Below are 14,980 nucleotides of genomic sequence, written 5' to 3'. Positions count from 1 at the left end.
CACGATCAAGGAGGATCCATGGAACTCACCCGCAGAACAGCGCTGAAGGGTGCCGGCGCCGTGGGATTAGCGGCACTGTTCTCGCATGCATTCCACGAAGCGGCGCTCGCCGCTCCGGATATGGACGAGGCTGAATTCGAGCAACTGCGGCAACGATGGGTCGACCAGTTGACCGGTCGCCTTGAAGTCGACAGCAATGACTCCGCGTTCGGCCCTGCCCTGACGGCACTGGATCAGGAGGTACGCAACGCGATCGAATTGATCGCGCCAGAGGTAGACGACGGACCAGGGTCCGAATACGACCTCCTGACCAACCCAACCTTCAGTGACGTCGGTGCCGATGGCTTCCCTGCGGGTTGGAATGCCTGGAACCCGGCGGGATCGGCTAGCGCCACCGTCGAACTAGACGGCGGTCCCGATGACGGGGCCGCACTGGCGATCACCTCGGACTCTGGTGCGGATGCTCGGCTGGCCTTCACCCAGCGTCTGCCAATCCCGCCCGGAATACCGCGTGAGTTCACCGTGACCGCGCAGGTCAAGGGAACCGACCTGTCCGGTGGCTTCAGCATGCTGAGGGTACAGGCGTACGACTCCGATGGCTCCGTCGTGGTGCCGATCGGCTCGGGACCGTACCTGCGCGGAACCTTCGACTGGCAACGGTATGAACGGCGGATCGAACTACCACCCGAAGCCGTTGAACTCTCCGTCGGTGTCATGCTGGACCGGACCGAGGGCACGATCTGGTTCGCCGACATCCAGGTGAGCGATGGCGCTGACGCACGGACCTTCGTCGACCTTCCATTTCTGCCCGAAGGCAACGAGGGCAACATCGTCACGACCTTCCGTCGCATCCAATCGATCGCCACCGCCTGGGCCACCCCGGGTTCGGACTACTTCGAGGATGAGAGCGCACTTGAGACCGCATTGGGCGCACTCCGGCGCACGAATGTGCTCACCTACAACCCCAGCACTGCCGAGTACGGCAACTGGTGGGCGTGGGAGTCGGGATCCGCTCGGTCGCTCGCAGACAGTATGGCTCTGCTGGCGGACCACATCGAGCCGGAGCACTTCGAGGATTATGCCGATGCCATCGACTTCTACGTTTCCGACCCCTGGTACCAGTTCCCGGAGCATTCGCCGCGCCGTGCTCTCTCGGAGGGCGCGAATCGCGTGGACCTGTGCCAGGCAGTGATCATCCGGTCGATCGCCGGAGCCGACACCGACCGGCTGGCCCATGCGGTGGCCGGACTGAGCGATGTTTGGCAAATCGTCGAATCTGGGAACGGGTTCTATTACGACGGGTCGTTCATCCAGCATTCGACGGTCCCGTACACCGGGACCTATGGATTGGTCTTGCTCCGTGCGCTGTCCCGGCTCTTCGCCCTGCTTGCCGACACGAGCCACGACATCGACGATCCGAGCCACCAGATCCTGCTGGACTCGGTCGAGGGATCGTTCGCACCCGTGATCTACCGGGCCCAGATGATGGATCCGGTGCGCGGCCGGGCCATCTCCCGAGAGCATGAACGCAGCATTGACAACGGATTCATGGCCATCGAGGCCATCGCGACCCTCGCGCAATCAGTGGAAGCGGCCACTGCCCGGCAGTGGCGTGGACGCTGTCTGCACTGGCTGGAGACCAACGACTACCGGTCGATCTACGACGGCGCCTCAGTTCCCCAGGTGGCCATCATCAAGGAACTCGAGGCCTCCGGCGCCGAGCCAGTTCCGGATCCTTTGGGTCCGACACTGTTCGCCCGGATGGACCGGCTCATCTACCGCGGAGAGGACTGGGCCACCGCGATCGCGATGTGCTCCGATCGCATTGCGTGGTACGAGTGCGGGAACGGTGAGAACGAGTTCGGATTCAAGACCTCCAACGGGATGACATATCTGTACCTGCCTGATGACATCGCGCACTACGACGACGAGTACTGGCCGACCAGCGACCTGATGGCTCCGGCAGGCACCACGGTTGACACCACCGAGTTGCCCGCCCGGACCGAAGGCCAATGGGGTTTGAGTACGCCCGATAACGAGTGGACCGGTGGCGCGGCTCTCAATGACATTGCTCTCGCCGGACAGCACCTCATCGGTCCCGGCGGGACGGGCCTGAACGCGCGCAAGACCTGGCTCTGCCTGCCGGACATGATTATCGCCCTGGGCAGCGACGTCGTCACAGGTTCCGGGAATGAGGTCAAGACGGTCATCGAACACCGCAATCTGGGCGAGGATCACCGCCGTCTGGTCGTCGATGGTGTGGAAGTCACGGCGGCGACCGAGGTCGGCGACCCGACCTGGGCGCACGTGGAGGGGGTGGCTGGTTACCTGCTGCTTGACGTACCCCAGTTGCGTGCTTCGGTGCGCGAGCGATCCGGTAGTTGGTCGAGGAACCACACCGCCGGTTCGAGTACTGAACACACCCGGGTGTATGCCACCTTGGAGTCGGTCCACGCACCGGATCGCACCACCTACGCCTACGCGGTATTGCCGGGGGTGAGCGCGAATCGCACCCAGGCGCGCTCGCACAATCCCGGGATCGAACTCCTCGCCAACGACGCGGATGTCCAGGCCGTCCGGATCGGGCACGTTCAAGCCGCGAACTTCTGGGGACCGGGGCGAGGTGGAGAGATCTCCTGCGACCAGCCTGCCTCGGTCCTGGCTGAGATCAATCCGGGCCGCGGCCGTGTTTCGATCAGCGATCCGACCCACCAGGCCGACACCGTCGAAGTGTTCCTGCACGGGAACCAGCCCCGTCGGCTCGCCGGGCAGTCGGAACGGGTACAACTCCATCCCGAAGACAGCGGCCTGCGGATCGTCGTGGACACCGCCGGACTCGGTGGTGTGCCGGTGACCTTCGAGCTGAGACGGTGAACGACGGCTGGGCCCTCCCTCAGCGGGAGGGCCCAGCGATGGTCCACTGCCCACCACGAAAGCACGAGAGGGATCGATGCGCAGTCCTCGCAACCAGCCAACCGGCGGGGCTCAACCCCGCAACATCCTTTTCCTGATGACCGACCAGCACCGGCTGGACACACTCGGCTTCTACGAGGGCACGCCGGCGTACACTCCAGTGCTGGACGACCTCGCCGAGGTCAGCACCGTGTTCACCTCCGCGTACACCCCCAGCGCGATCTGCACGCCGGCCCGGGCGAGTCTGGTCACCGGCCTGCACCCCTTCGAGCACGGCCTCCTGGCGAACTACGAGTGGAACTCCGGGCATCGCGAGGAACTACCCACCGATCACGCGGTCTTCTCCCACCAACTGCGTGCCCAGGGTTACAACGTCGGGCATGTGGGCAAGTGGCACGTGGGCCGCCGCCGGGGTCCGGCCGAGCACGGGTTCGACGGGGATCACATCGCCGGAGCGCTGAACGACTACACCAATCCCGGCTACCTGGCGTGGCTGGAACGCCACGGTCACCCGCCGGTGGAACTCACCGAGCAGATCCACACCAGGCTGCCGGACGGCAGCCAGGGCCATCTCCTCGCCTCGCGGCTGCGCCAACCCACCGAGGCGACGTTCGAGCAGTACCTGGCGGACCTGACGATCGAGAGAATCGGCACCTACGCAGCCGAGGGGAAGCCCTTCTACCTCAACTGTCACTTCTTCGGTCCGCATCTTCCCTATCTGCTGCCCGATGAGTGGTTCGACCTGATCGACCCGGACCAGATCGAACTGCCGGCATCGATGGCGGAGACCTTCGCTGACAAGCCCGAGATCCAATGCACGTACTCCCAGTACTGGGGTGCCGACGGTTTCGACGCCGTGCGATGGCGCAAGCTCATCGCGATCTACCGCGGTTACGTCGCCCTGATCGACCACCAGGTGGGCCGGATCCTCGCAGCACTCCAAGACCACGGGCTGCAGGAAGACACGGTGGTGTGCTTTACCGCCGACCATGGCGAGTTCACCGGTGCCCACCGGTTGAACGACAAAGGCCCGGCGATGTATGACGACATCTACCGCATCCCCGCCCTGGTGCATAACCCAGGGGTGCGGGGAGCCCGGTGCGACGATTTCGTTTCGCTACTGGACTTTCACGCCACCATCCTGGACGTCGCCGGGATTGACACCGCTGCCAGCAGAGGAACCAGTTTGCTGGACCCCTCAGCGCTGCACGAGCGCCGGGAGATCGTCGCGGAGTTCCACGGCCACCACTTCGGTTATTCCCAGCGGATGCTGCGGGACCGGCGCTTCAAACTGATCGTCAACCCCGAGGGCACCGACGAACTCTACGACCTGCAGTCCGACCCGCATGAGTTGCGCAATGTCGTGGCCGTGCCCGCGTACGGCAATGTGGTGACCGATCTGCGACGGCGGTTGTACCGCATCCTGTGCGAGCGTGGTGACCGCTTCGCCCAGTGGATGGCCATGATGTCCGGAATCCCCGAGGTCGACCGGATTCGACCCGAGACCGCCGTGGAGTCCCACGTACAGTAGAGGTGCTCCGCCCCAGAGGCATCCGCACGGGAGGTTCAGTTGACAGGTCCCGGTGACCGCAGCACCGGCGCGACACCGGTGCGGCTCCACACCTCGAAGGAGCGTTCCCGACCGGAGCACAACGCTAACGAAGCGCGCAAGATCCGGCGCGACCTCGTCGACCTGCCCGGCGGTGTCTTCGCGATGGGGAGCGAGGATCCCGATGCCCACCCCGCCGACGGCGAGGGGCCGGTCCGCACGGTCGAGGTCGAACCGTTCCTGATCGGATCCACCACCGTCACCAATGCCCAGTACGAACGCTTCGTGAAGTCCACGGGATACCGCACCCAGGCGGAGGAGTTCGGCTGGAGCTTCGTCTTCCACCTCTTCGTGCGTGACATCGACCCCCGCATGGTACGCGGCGTGGCCGCAGGTACCCCGTGGTGGGTCGGAATCGATGGCGCCGACTGGCGCCATCCGGAAGGTCCGGGTTCCTCACTGAAAGATCGCCGCGACCACCCCGTGGTGCATGTGTCATGGCATGATGCGCAGGCCTACTGTGCGTGGTCCGGCACCCGCCTTCCGGACGAAGCCGAATGGGAGTATGCCGCCCGTGGTGGGCTCCTACGACGGCGGTACGCCTGGGGCGACGAACTCACCCCGGGTGGCAGACACATGTGCAATATCTGGCAGGGCGACTTTCCCCGCCACAACACCGCGGACGACGGGTACGTGGGCACCGCCCCGGCGAGGTCCTTCCCGGCCAACGGGTACGGGCTGTTCAATGTGGCAGGCAACGTCTGGGAATGGACAGCGAGCCCGTGGGCCCAGTCCCCCGGCCGACCCGCGCCGGATGTGTGGACCATCCGCGGTGGTTCCTACCTGTGCCATGACTCCTACTGCAACAGGTACCGGGTGGCCGCCCGGACGTTGAACGCCGGTGACTCCTCCTCCGGCAATACCGGCTTCCGAATCGCCGCCGACGTTCGCTGAGTGACCCAGCGCCACCACCGTGCCGAGATGCGACGCCGGATGTGCGACTGTGTGCGACTCCGTGCTTCTTCATCCGGCCCTGCCTACTGTGTGACCCACGACACCGCGCTGCAGGCCGATGTACCGCATGGACCAGTAAGGACGCTGATGCGACCCGATCGCGACACCACCACCCACTCCCGGTTCCGCTACGCGGCATTGGCCGCCGCCGTGGCGGTGGTCATCGGACTGGGGGCATCCACCCCGGCCGTGGCCGCCGTCCCCGAACTGACCAACCCCACGTTCGCCGATACCAACGGCGATGGCCACCCCGACGGGTGGGGCACCTGGAACCCTGCGGGCGCAGCCACCGTCGAGGCCGTGCCGGATGCCGGCCCCGAGGACGGGCCTGCTGTCTCGATCACCTCCGAGTCCGGGCCCGACGCCCGCCTGGCCCTGACGCAGCGGATCACGGTCACCCCCCAGACACCACGTGAACTGACCGTGACCGCCCAGGTCAAGGGTGAGGAACTCTCCGGGGGCTTCAGCATGCTGCGTGTGCAGGCCTTCGATGAAGACGGCGTCGCCGTCGTGCCCGCACGGCCCGGCCCCTACCTGACAGGCACCTTCGACTGGCGCACCTACGAGTCCCGCATCGAACTGCCCGCGGAAGCGGTGCAACTGGCCGTGGAACCGATGCTGGACCGCGCCAGCGGAACAATCTGGTTCGCCGACGTACGGATCGCCGAAACCGTCGACCAGGCGACCTTGACCGCCTCGGCCACGTCAGCCGGCCCGGTTCATCTGTTCTGGGAACTGACCGAGGACGACGACGATGCTCACGCGTATCGTGTCTACCGCACCGAGGGGAGCGAGGCGCCGGAGCCGTCCGAGGAAACCTTCGTGCGCGAAGCCCACGCCCTGACGACCGCGGACACTGGGGCCGAACCCGGCACCACCTACACCTACGTCGTCGTCGCCCACGCCGCCGATGGTTCCGTGATCACCACCACTCCCCCGGCCACCACCACGACGCCGGAGACGTTCGAGCGCGAGCAGGTCATCTCCACCCTGACCGCACTGGAGACCGAGGACGGTGCCAGGGTGGCCTGGTCCCTGCCCGATGATGCCTCAGCGGAGGGCCTCGCCTTGGCCACCGAGAACGGACGTGAGTCGGTGTCTGGCCAGCAGGGGGCCGTCGTGGTCGACGCCGCACCCGGCGAGCGGGTACGACTGCTCGCCGGCGACAGTGAGATCGCTACCGCCACGGTTGGTGCTGCCGAGCACCCAAGGTCGATCAGCGAGGACGCGATCGACCGAGTCCGCGCGCACCTGGACGCCGAGCAACCCACCGTCACCGGTGCATGGAACAACCTCATGACCCGCCTGGACGCTGGCGATGACGGCCCCTACAACCGCCCCGACGGCAGCGCAGGCCTCTACCGCGGCCGGGACGCCGCGTTCGCTTATCTGGTCACCGGCGACGAGCAGTGGGCGCAGGTCGCCTTCGACGCGGTGATGAGCGCGGCCGACTTCGTCGTCGCCCGCGATGTCAACATGGGTCTGGAACTGGGCCGGGCGAACTTGTTGTTAGCACCGGTCTACGACTGGGCCTACAACGGATGGGACACCGACCAGCGCGCCCAGGTACGGATCCTCATGACCCGGGCGGTCGACCTACTCTCCACCTATCACCACGACGCCCTGTTCGATACCGAGAAGACCAGTAACTGGGTCGGGGTGACCCGCGCGCCGGAACTGCAGGTTCTCCTCGCCGCGCGCGGAGATGGCGACTTCGGGATGTATGACGACCGGATCGCCTATGTCACCGACCAGGTCGCACAGCACTTGGACCAGGGGTACACCGACCACGGGTACACCCAGGAAGGCTGGGACTACCTGCACTACACCGGCCTGTACATGCTTCCCTCGATCTACTTCGCCCAGAGCGCCGGTCTCCAGGTGCTCGACCCGCACGTAGAGCGGCCGCAATGGTGGAACCTGGCGCTCCACGTTGCCTCCTCCCGCCCGGACGGCGATGTCGCCCAGTTCGGTGTCTCCGGTCCGAACGGGCAGGTGTCGGGGCTCTTCCCCCTGTTGTTCCCGCTCACACCGGAGGGCGCGCTCCCCGGGCTGCGCCACACCTATGACCACGTCCAGGGAACCGAGCATCCCCGGCCGCAGTTCGACCACCTGCACTCGATGTGGACGATGCTGTACTACCCCACCGAGGTCAGCAGCGACCCGGCGCAGATCAGCGCGCCGGAGGCGTTCACAGCGATCCTGGACGATGAGCCGGGGTTCTACGCCTTCCGCTCCGGGTACGCCGACACCTCTGATGCGATCATCGCCACCTCCAACCGGAACACTCAGCACCGCGGCTGGTCGGCCGCGGAGACGTTCTCCCTGTCCTGGATGGGGCACGGGACCACCTGGGCGACACTCGGAGCCCGCGCGGCCACGGAACCGAACCTGTGGAGCAAGCCACTGGTGGACGGGGAGTTGGAACCGTACCGTAATCAGTACGAGACACTCACCGGTGACGGCGTCACCCTGGAGTCGGTCAGTTACGCCGATCAGGGTGGCGGATATCTGCACCTGGACGGATCCGGAAACTTCGGCGTCAACCTGGCCGAGCGGCAGCAGGTCGTGGATCTCGCGCCCGGGCACGACGCCGATGCGATCGTGGTCATACGGGACCGGTTCGCCGACGATCAGTCACGGACGTGGGATTGGCAGTTGCGCCCCGAGCAGGGCGTGCGAATCGAGACCGCAACCGATCCCGGCAGCGGATCACCCGATTTCACCTTCAACGACGACGAGGGAGCGGCGCTGAGCGGATTTGTCCTGGGTCCGGACGCTCCCGAACTCGTGATCGATGATGGGACCCTACGGATCTCCACCGAAGGCGAGTCGGCCGACTTCCGGATCGTGCTGGCCACATCCGCCTCCGGACAGTTGAGCCTGACCGAGGCCGACGACGGCACGGTGGTCCTGGACGGCAGAGTGATCGACTTCGACACCCTCGACACCGGTACGGCCCTGCCCACCGAGGACAGCGACGACGGCGCCACCAGTGCCCCGGGCGTGGGCGTCCTGGGGACCACCCAGGGACGGGCCCATGGCCTGCGGGACGGCTACTTCGATGTGTCCATGAACATGTGGTGGGGCGAGAATGCGGGCACCTTCCGGTTGTACGAGAACGATGAACTGATCGCTACCGAATCCCTGGAGATGGACAGCCCGAACGCTCAGAACGCAGAGGTAAGGATCCAGGGCCGCCCGAACGGCGACTACGTCTACACCGGTGAACTCGAGAACTCCGCCGGCACCACCGCTACCCGACCCGTGACCGTAACCGTGCGGGACGCCGAGCCAGGCGTTCCGCAACTGAGCCACGACAACTGGAGCCGCTCGCCCGCCTTCACGGTTGATCTGAACATGTGGTGGGGCACGAACGCCACGGAGTATGTCCTCTACGAGGACGATGCGGAGATCGCCCGGGGAGCACTGGAGGCCAACACACCACAGGCGCAGCAGGTTCAGATCGCGGTCACCGATCGCGATCCGGGTACTTACTCCTATCGAGGCGAACTGATCAACGAGTTCGGCTCCACCACCGGCCGGACGATCACGGTGCGGGTCGATTCCTGAGCACGCCAAGCGGCGCCTTGTGCGGCGCGGCACGGATCATTGAAGATGATCTGATGATCCCGGCGGAGCGTCGCAACCATATCCTGCGGGAACTCCGGCTACACCGTGCGGTCCGCGTCGGAGAGTTAGCCCAGAAGTTCGGTGTCGCGGCCATGACCATCCGCCGCGACTTGGAACTGCTGGAGGCTGACGCACACCTCCAACGGGTGCATGGCGGCGCAGTCCCCCTCCGCCCACGTCAGGGCCGGACGAGCCGCCAGGGCACACCACCACTGGCGACCGTGGGTTTGGTGGTCCCGTCCCGGAACTACTATTTCCCCGAAATCATCCGAGGAGCTCACGTCGCCGCCGGCGAGTCGGGGGTGCGTCTGATCCTGGCTATCTCCGGGTACTCCCGCGAGGTGGAGCAGCAGCAGATCAGGCGCCTGGCGGCCACCGGAGTCGATGCGTTGCTGGTCACGCCGGCGGACACCGTGGCGGCGGATCCATCCACGTACCGACTCCTCAGTTCCCTTCCTGTCCCGGTGATCATCGTGGAGCGATCGCTGGACCGTGCCGATCCGGGCATGCCCCTGAGTTCGGTCCGTAGCGACCAGCGTCACGGCGCTGAGCTCGCCGTCCGGGAACTGGCAGAGCGTCACCATGACCGGTTCCTGCTGGCCTGGCGGGCCAGCCCCACCGCCGAGGCGGTCCGCGCCGGGGTGCGCCGCGCGGTGCGGGCCCTGCGGCCGCGCGGGCATCTCGCTGAGGTACAGATCCTGCTGGCTAGCGCCGACCCAGCCAAAGCCCTGCTGCGAGCGGGCGAGGTCCTTGACGCCGCGGTGGACCTGAACATCGGTGCGCTCTTGATGTTGCCGGACGAAGCCGTCATAGCCCTGCTTGAAGTAGCGCAGGACCGCGGCATCCAGATCCCCCAGGACCTGGAGATCATCGCCTTCGACGATGAAGTCTCCGCGCTGGCGCCCGTTCCGGTCACCGCAGTCTCACCGCCCAAGTTCGCCGTCGGGCACACCGCGCTGACCTCCTGCCTCGCGCACCTGAACACGCCAACCCCTGCAGGTCCGCAGCGCACCGCGCTGCTACCCACCCTCAGGGAGCGAATGTCCACCCAGCCCCTCGCTCAGCCACCTCCACGGACCGTCGACTAGGACCTCGGGGAAGGTGCCGTGATGACCGCGACGCTGCGCCTGTCCTTGCACGACGTCATCTACGAGGCCGCTGAGCACGTCAGGCCTGGCCTTGTCTGGCGAATGATCCGCAGCCAGGTTTCGTTCTTGCACTTCACGCGGAGCATCAACCCGCCCCCACTCCCCCGGGATGCGTTCCCCCAATTGAGCTCTGACGACCGGAATCATGACGCAGTCGAAGAACCAGAACGTCTTCGTCCTCGGCCTGGACGAGGCAAACCTCGAGGTCCTGCACGCCGTGCCCGGATCGGAGGACCTCACCTTTCACTACCTGCTCACCCCGGAGGAGTTGCAGGAAGTAGTGAAAGGTGAGCATCCCTGATCTGCTGGACCGTGCGGAGGCACAACTGGAGGCCTTCCCCGGCTCCGTCGATGCGATCGTGACCTACTGGGACTTCCGGGCCAGGATGATGGTGCCGATCCTGTGCCAGCGCCGCGGCCTGCCCACCGCCAGCCTGGACGCCGTCGTGCGCTTGGAGCACAAGTGCTGGAACCGCTTGATCCAGGCCCGGGTGATCGACGCCCTGCCGGCCTTCGGGCTTCTGGACCTGGAGGCCGAGCCACCGCACCTGCCCCGGGGAGTTGACTACCCGGAACATCTACGGCCTGGTCGATTCCACCTCCTACCCCGGCAGCGCCAGTTTCCAGCGCTACACCTACCCCTCCAGCGAGCCCGACCGCGTCGTGGAGCAGGTTGCCGGCGCCTCCCGCAAGGTGATCCAGGCCTCCGGTCTGGACAACTCCACGTTCAACATCGAGTTCTTCTGGGACCCCGGCACCAGCCGGCTTCGGCTGCTGGAGGTCAACGCCCGGCACTCCCAGGCGCACGCCACCTTGTTCGAGATGGTCGACGGCGTCCCGAACCACGCCGCGATGGTGGCCCTGGGACTGGGCCGGCGCGCGATGGTGGCCCTGGGACTGGGCCGGCGTCCGCACATCCCGGATGACAAGGGCCCCTACCCGGTGGCCGCCAAGTGGTTCCTGCGCCACTTCGCCGACGGCGTCGTGCGCCGGTGCCCACCGCGGAGCAGATCGCGCAGTTCGAGCAGCGCGTGCCGGGAACGAAGGTCGACGTCGTCGTGACCGAGGGTGTGACTTCAACTCCGTGCGCGGCCAGACCCTGTGGCAGATGGGCTTCTCCCGTGGCGACTGGGAAGCGCGCACCACCACCCGCACCGTGCTGACGTCCTCACCGACACACTTCCACCTGTACGCGGAGTTGGACGCCTGGCACGGGCCCGAACGCGTGCACTCGGCGATGTGGAGCCGGCAGATTCCGCGCGATCACGTGTAGCGGGAATCCCAGCGCGCCGCCGGGGCGGCGAGCAGATCCGCCCTCAACCATGATTCATCCGGCGCCACTGCTCCTCCAGGAATGTGCCGACCGCGGCCACGGCGTCATCCAGGTCCGTGAACACCTGGACCCCGGACTCGGCGTCGCCATCCACGCGCGCCTCGATCGAGATGCTCACCGCACTGCCAGACCGCCACAGACGCACCACGCAGGTGCCCGCCGGCCCTGCCGAGTGCTGCAAAGGCGCTGACCGAACCCCCATGCGGCCCAGTCTCACCAGGGACCGTCAAGGCAGTGTCACCGTTGCATGACCAGCCGCACCACGGTCACGAGCGCCGATCAGCTTCCTGCCCTCAGCGCACCACCGCCGACGGAACCAACGCGGCGGGTCGTTCCACCCGTGGCCCCACCTTGCCGAGGGCAAGGAGGTCCCGGAGCCGCGGCGCCGGCTCGACACCGAGTTCACGACGCAGGAGCAAGCGGTGCGCCTCGAACGCCCGCAATGCCTGGGCGCGGTTGCCCACCGCAAGATGGGCCCGGATGAGCACCTCCTGGGCGCTCTCGCGGAGTGGGTCCGCCTGTGCGGCCACCACCCCCACGTCGACCGCCTCCGCGCACCGGCCGGCACCGATCAGCCTCCGGCACATCTCCTCCAACCCGTGCAGCAGCCGTTGACGGAGCCGCTCGCGGTCGAGCAGCAACCATTCGTCGTACCACCCGGGCAGCAGCTCGAGGCGCTCGACGTCCCACGAGGGGTAGGCGAGGTCGTGCGGGCTGACGGTGCCGGAGATGATCCGCGCCGCCCACGCACCGAGCAGATGCGCATCCACCTGCACGTCGGTGGCCAGCCGCAGCGACGTCCGGGTCGCGTCCACGAGGTGCACCCCGACCGCGTTGACCCGCCACAAGGCGGTGCGCAGATTTCCGGCGGCGTGGACGTCATCGGCGTCGGGCCACAACTCCGCGGCGGCGAGATGCCGATCGATCATGCCCCGGTGCAGCGACACGAACGCGAGCAGGCGCATGCCGCTGTCCACCAGGCGGATCTCGGCGTCGTCACGGCTGACCCGGGGGTGGCCGATGAGATGGACAAGGGGCGCACCGGCGCAGGAATGGGCGGCCAATGCGCTCACCAGTCCGATGGTCATTTTTCAACCCAACCCCGTGCGCTCCCGAGAGGTAGCCACAGGCTACTCCTTGCGACAGTGAAGAAGTACTGGCCGATCGTCACCGGACCGTCACGGCACTCGGGCGCCGCGAGGGCGGGCGGGATGATCAGTCCGCTCGTGCGGCGACGATCCGCACCGTCACCTTCTCCGAACCGGTATTGGTCACCACGATCGATCGAGGACCACCGGTCACGAGCGCGTCCAGCAGGCCCGGGCTCGCGGCGGCGAATCCCCCGCTGACCGGCAGCGGGTCACCGGTGTCGGAGCCGTTGACCGGCCTCAGCGTCACCTCCGCAGCCTCCCCGCCGGCAGTCCGGGCCGTCAGCGCGAGCAGCACCGCCCTGCCGCCGGAGGCGAGCAGTTCGGCGGTCTGCTCCGGCGCAGTGCCGCCCGCCTCATCGAGTTGCAGGGTCGACTGCGCGACCGTCTCGGGTTCGATCTCGTTGCTGAGGGAGAGGCGTGGTCCGTCCTTGACCGTCACCCAGGTGGATACCGTGACCTTGGTCATCTTCTTTCCTCCACGTCTGCGCGCACGCGCGTGTGCCGCATCCCGAGAGCGTCGCCTCCGAACGTCACGGCGCCGTCACGCCGGCGGCTCCTTCTCGACCGTGATGACGCCGTGACGACGAGGTGACGCAGCATCCGGATCCTTACCCCTACCTGCGACCTTCGAGGAGTTGCTATGCCAGCCACGCTGACCTACCCGGGCGTGTACATCCAGGAGATCCCCAGCGGCAGCCGGACGATCACCGGCGTGGCAACAGCGGTGGCGGCCTTCGTCGGTTCTGCGCGCCGTGGTCCGGTGGACCGACCGATCGCCATCACCTCCTACGCCGAGTTCGAGCGAACCTTCGGTGGGCTCAGCCGCGACAGCGGCCTGGGCTACGCGGTGCGCGACTACTACCTGAACGGCGGCTCCCAGGCGGTCATCGTGCGCCTGGCCGGAGGTGCCCGGCCTGCGACCGTCGACGTCGACGGCGCGGTTACCCTTGAGGCGCTCGGCCCCGGCACCTGGGGCAATCGCCTCGAGGTGGAGGTGCAGCACGCCGTGAACGCCTCCGCCGAGGATGCCGCCCTGGTCGCCGCGGACCAGGGCGTGGCGGTGGAGGACCTCTTCCACCTGACCGTCCGCGAGGGTGACGTCACGTCGCCGCGGCTCGTCGAGACCTACCTCAATGTCACCCTCGCCGACGGCCCGCGACGGCTCGACACCGCGCTGCAGTCCTCCCAACTCATCCGGATCCAACCCGGCCTCACCCTGCCGGCAGACGTGGTCCCGAGCGAGCGTCACCGGGATCAGGATCCCGCGGCCTTCTACGCGGCGGGCGAGTCCGGCGGGGGCACCGACGGCACCGACTCGAACGCGCTGTCGCTCCAGGACTACATCGGGGGCGACGGCGACTCCTTCGTGGCAGACAAGCTGGGCCTGTACGCCCTGGTGGACGCCGACCTCTTCACGATCCTCTGCTTGCCACCCTCCAGACCCGACGGCGAGACTCCGCCGGCGTTGTGGAGCCCGGCCCTGCAACTGTGCGTGGAGGAACGAGCCATGCTGATCGTGGATCCGCCGCCCGGAAGCACGGTGGCCGACATCCGGGATTGGATCGACGCCCGCAACCTCACCGCGAACGGTCGCAACGGCGTCCTGTACTTCCCCCGCATCCGGCGCGCCGACCCACTGCGCAACGGAGCGATCGGCACCTTCGTCCCCTCCGGAGCCGTCGCCGGAGTCATGGCCCGTACCGACGGCGCACGCGGGGTGTGGAAGGCGCCGGCTGGACTGGAGGCCGGCCTCGTCGGTGCCAACGGACTCGCCGGCGTCCTCACCGACGGCGAGAACGGCCGGCTCAACCCACACGGGGTCAACTGCCTACGCACCTTCCGCGGCGTCGGCTCGGTCGTCTGGGGTGCGCGCACCCTCCGCGGTGCCGACCTCCTGGCCGACGAGTACAAGTACGTGCCCGTTCGCAGGCTCGCCCTCTTCCTCGAGGAGACGCTGTACCGGAACACGCAGTGGGTGGTCTTCGAACCGAACGACGAGCCGCTCTGGTCACAGATCCGGGCCTCGATCGGCGCGTTCCTGCAGGACCTGTTCCGCCAGGGCGCCTTCCAGGGCACCACACCCCGGGACGCCTACTTCGTTCGCTGCAACTCCGAGACCACCACCCAGTACGACATCGACCGCGGCATCGTGAACATCGTCGTCGGCTTCGCCCCGCTGAAACCGGCAGAGTTCGTCGTCGTGAGCATCCAGCAGAAGACCGCCGCCGCGCAGACCTGA

The 14,980-nt window shown here is 67.1% G+C and carries 12 protein-coding genes; 9 read left to right on the top strand and 3 right to left on the bottom strand.

All coding sequences use genetic code 11. From position 1 onward, the window contains the following. Positions 1 to 18: 18 nt before the first annotated feature. From ACO0LV_RS09985 to ACO0LV_RS09950, 8 genes are all read left to right on the top strand, one after another. A complete protein-coding gene (locus ACO0LV_RS09985; protein WP_424787743.1) occupies positions 19 to 2,874 on the top strand; it encodes a polysaccharide lyase 8 family protein in 2,856 nt (951 codons plus the stop codon). A gap of 76 nt (positions 2,875 to 2,950) precedes the next feature. Beyond that, positions 2,951 to 4,444 (top strand): sulfatase-like hydrolase/transferase, encoded by a 1,494-nt coding sequence (locus tag ACO0LV_RS09980; RefSeq protein ID WP_424787742.1) that lies wholly within the window; start codon positions 2,951 to 2,953, stop codon positions 4,442 to 4,444. A 39-nt stretch (positions 4,445 to 4,483) separates the two neighbouring features. After that, positions 4,484 to 5,416, top strand: coding sequence for a formylglycine-generating enzyme family protein (locus ACO0LV_RS09975; protein ID WP_424787741.1), 933 nt, complete (start codon positions 4,484 to 4,486; stop codon positions 5,414 to 5,416). Positions 5,417 to 5,563: 147 nt separating this feature from the next. Then, a complete protein-coding gene (locus ACO0LV_RS09970) occupies positions 5,564 to 9,049 on the top strand; it encodes a hypothetical protein (RefSeq protein ID WP_424787740.1) in 3,486 nt (1,161 codons plus the stop codon). Between the two features lie 53 nt (positions 9,050 to 9,102). Further along, positions 9,103 to 10,197, top strand: coding sequence for a substrate-binding domain-containing protein (locus ACO0LV_RS09965; RefSeq protein WP_424787739.1), 1,095 nt, complete (start codon positions 9,103 to 9,105; stop codon positions 10,195 to 10,197). Between the two features lie 205 nt (positions 10,198 to 10,402). Then, positions 10,403 to 10,558, top strand: coding sequence for a hypothetical protein (locus ACO0LV_RS09960; protein WP_424787738.1), 156 nt, complete (start codon positions 10,403 to 10,405; stop codon positions 10,556 to 10,558). Positions 10,559 to 10,818: 260 nt separating this feature from the next. Continuing rightward, a complete protein-coding gene (locus ACO0LV_RS09955; RefSeq protein ID WP_424787737.1) occupies positions 10,819 to 11,319 on the top strand; it encodes a hypothetical protein in 501 nt (166 codons plus the stop codon). A gap of 22 nt (positions 11,320 to 11,341) precedes the next feature. Next, positions 11,342 to 11,530 carry a hypothetical protein gene (locus ACO0LV_RS09950; RefSeq protein WP_424787736.1) on the top strand — a complete coding sequence of 63 codons (189 nt, stop codon included), beginning with the start codon at positions 11,342 to 11,344 and terminating at the stop codon, positions 11,528 to 11,530. A 43-nt stretch (positions 11,531 to 11,573) separates the two neighbouring features. Here the strand turns inward: ACO0LV_RS09950 and ACO0LV_RS09945 are convergent, their stop codons facing one another. The 3 genes from ACO0LV_RS09945 to ACO0LV_RS09935 form a co-directional block, all read right to left on the bottom strand. Further along, the gene (locus tag ACO0LV_RS09945) at positions 11,574 to 11,708 is read right to left on the bottom strand and encodes a hypothetical protein (protein ID WP_424787735.1); all 135 of its coding nucleotides are present in this window, start codon (positions 11,706 to 11,708) and stop codon (positions 11,574 to 11,576) included. 175 nt (positions 11,709 to 11,883) lie between these two features. Next, positions 11,884 to 12,678 (bottom strand): AfsR/SARP family transcriptional regulator, encoded by a 795-nt coding sequence (locus ACO0LV_RS09940; RefSeq protein WP_424787734.1) that lies wholly within the window; start codon positions 12,676 to 12,678, stop codon positions 11,884 to 11,886. 127 nt (positions 12,679 to 12,805) lie between these two features. Beyond that, positions 12,806 to 13,207 (bottom strand): hypothetical protein, encoded by a 402-nt coding sequence (locus ACO0LV_RS09935; protein WP_424787733.1) that lies wholly within the window; start codon positions 13,205 to 13,207, stop codon positions 12,806 to 12,808. A gap of 174 nt (positions 13,208 to 13,381) precedes the next feature. On the opposite strand from ACO0LV_RS09935, the gene ACO0LV_RS09930 reads away from it, so the two are divergent. Further along, positions 13,382 to 14,980, top strand: coding sequence for a phage tail sheath C-terminal domain-containing protein (locus ACO0LV_RS09930; protein WP_424787732.1), 1,599 nt, complete (start codon positions 13,382 to 13,384; stop codon positions 14,978 to 14,980).

Origin of the sequence: Pseudactinotalea sp. Z1739 (assembly GCF_049725055.1) — a bacterium.
Classification (GTDB): domain Bacteria; phylum Actinomycetota; class Actinomycetes; order Actinomycetales; family Beutenbergiaceae; genus CALKWS01.
Note: the sequence above shows the minus strand (reverse complement) of the source record. Positions and strands in the feature narration are given on the sequence as shown.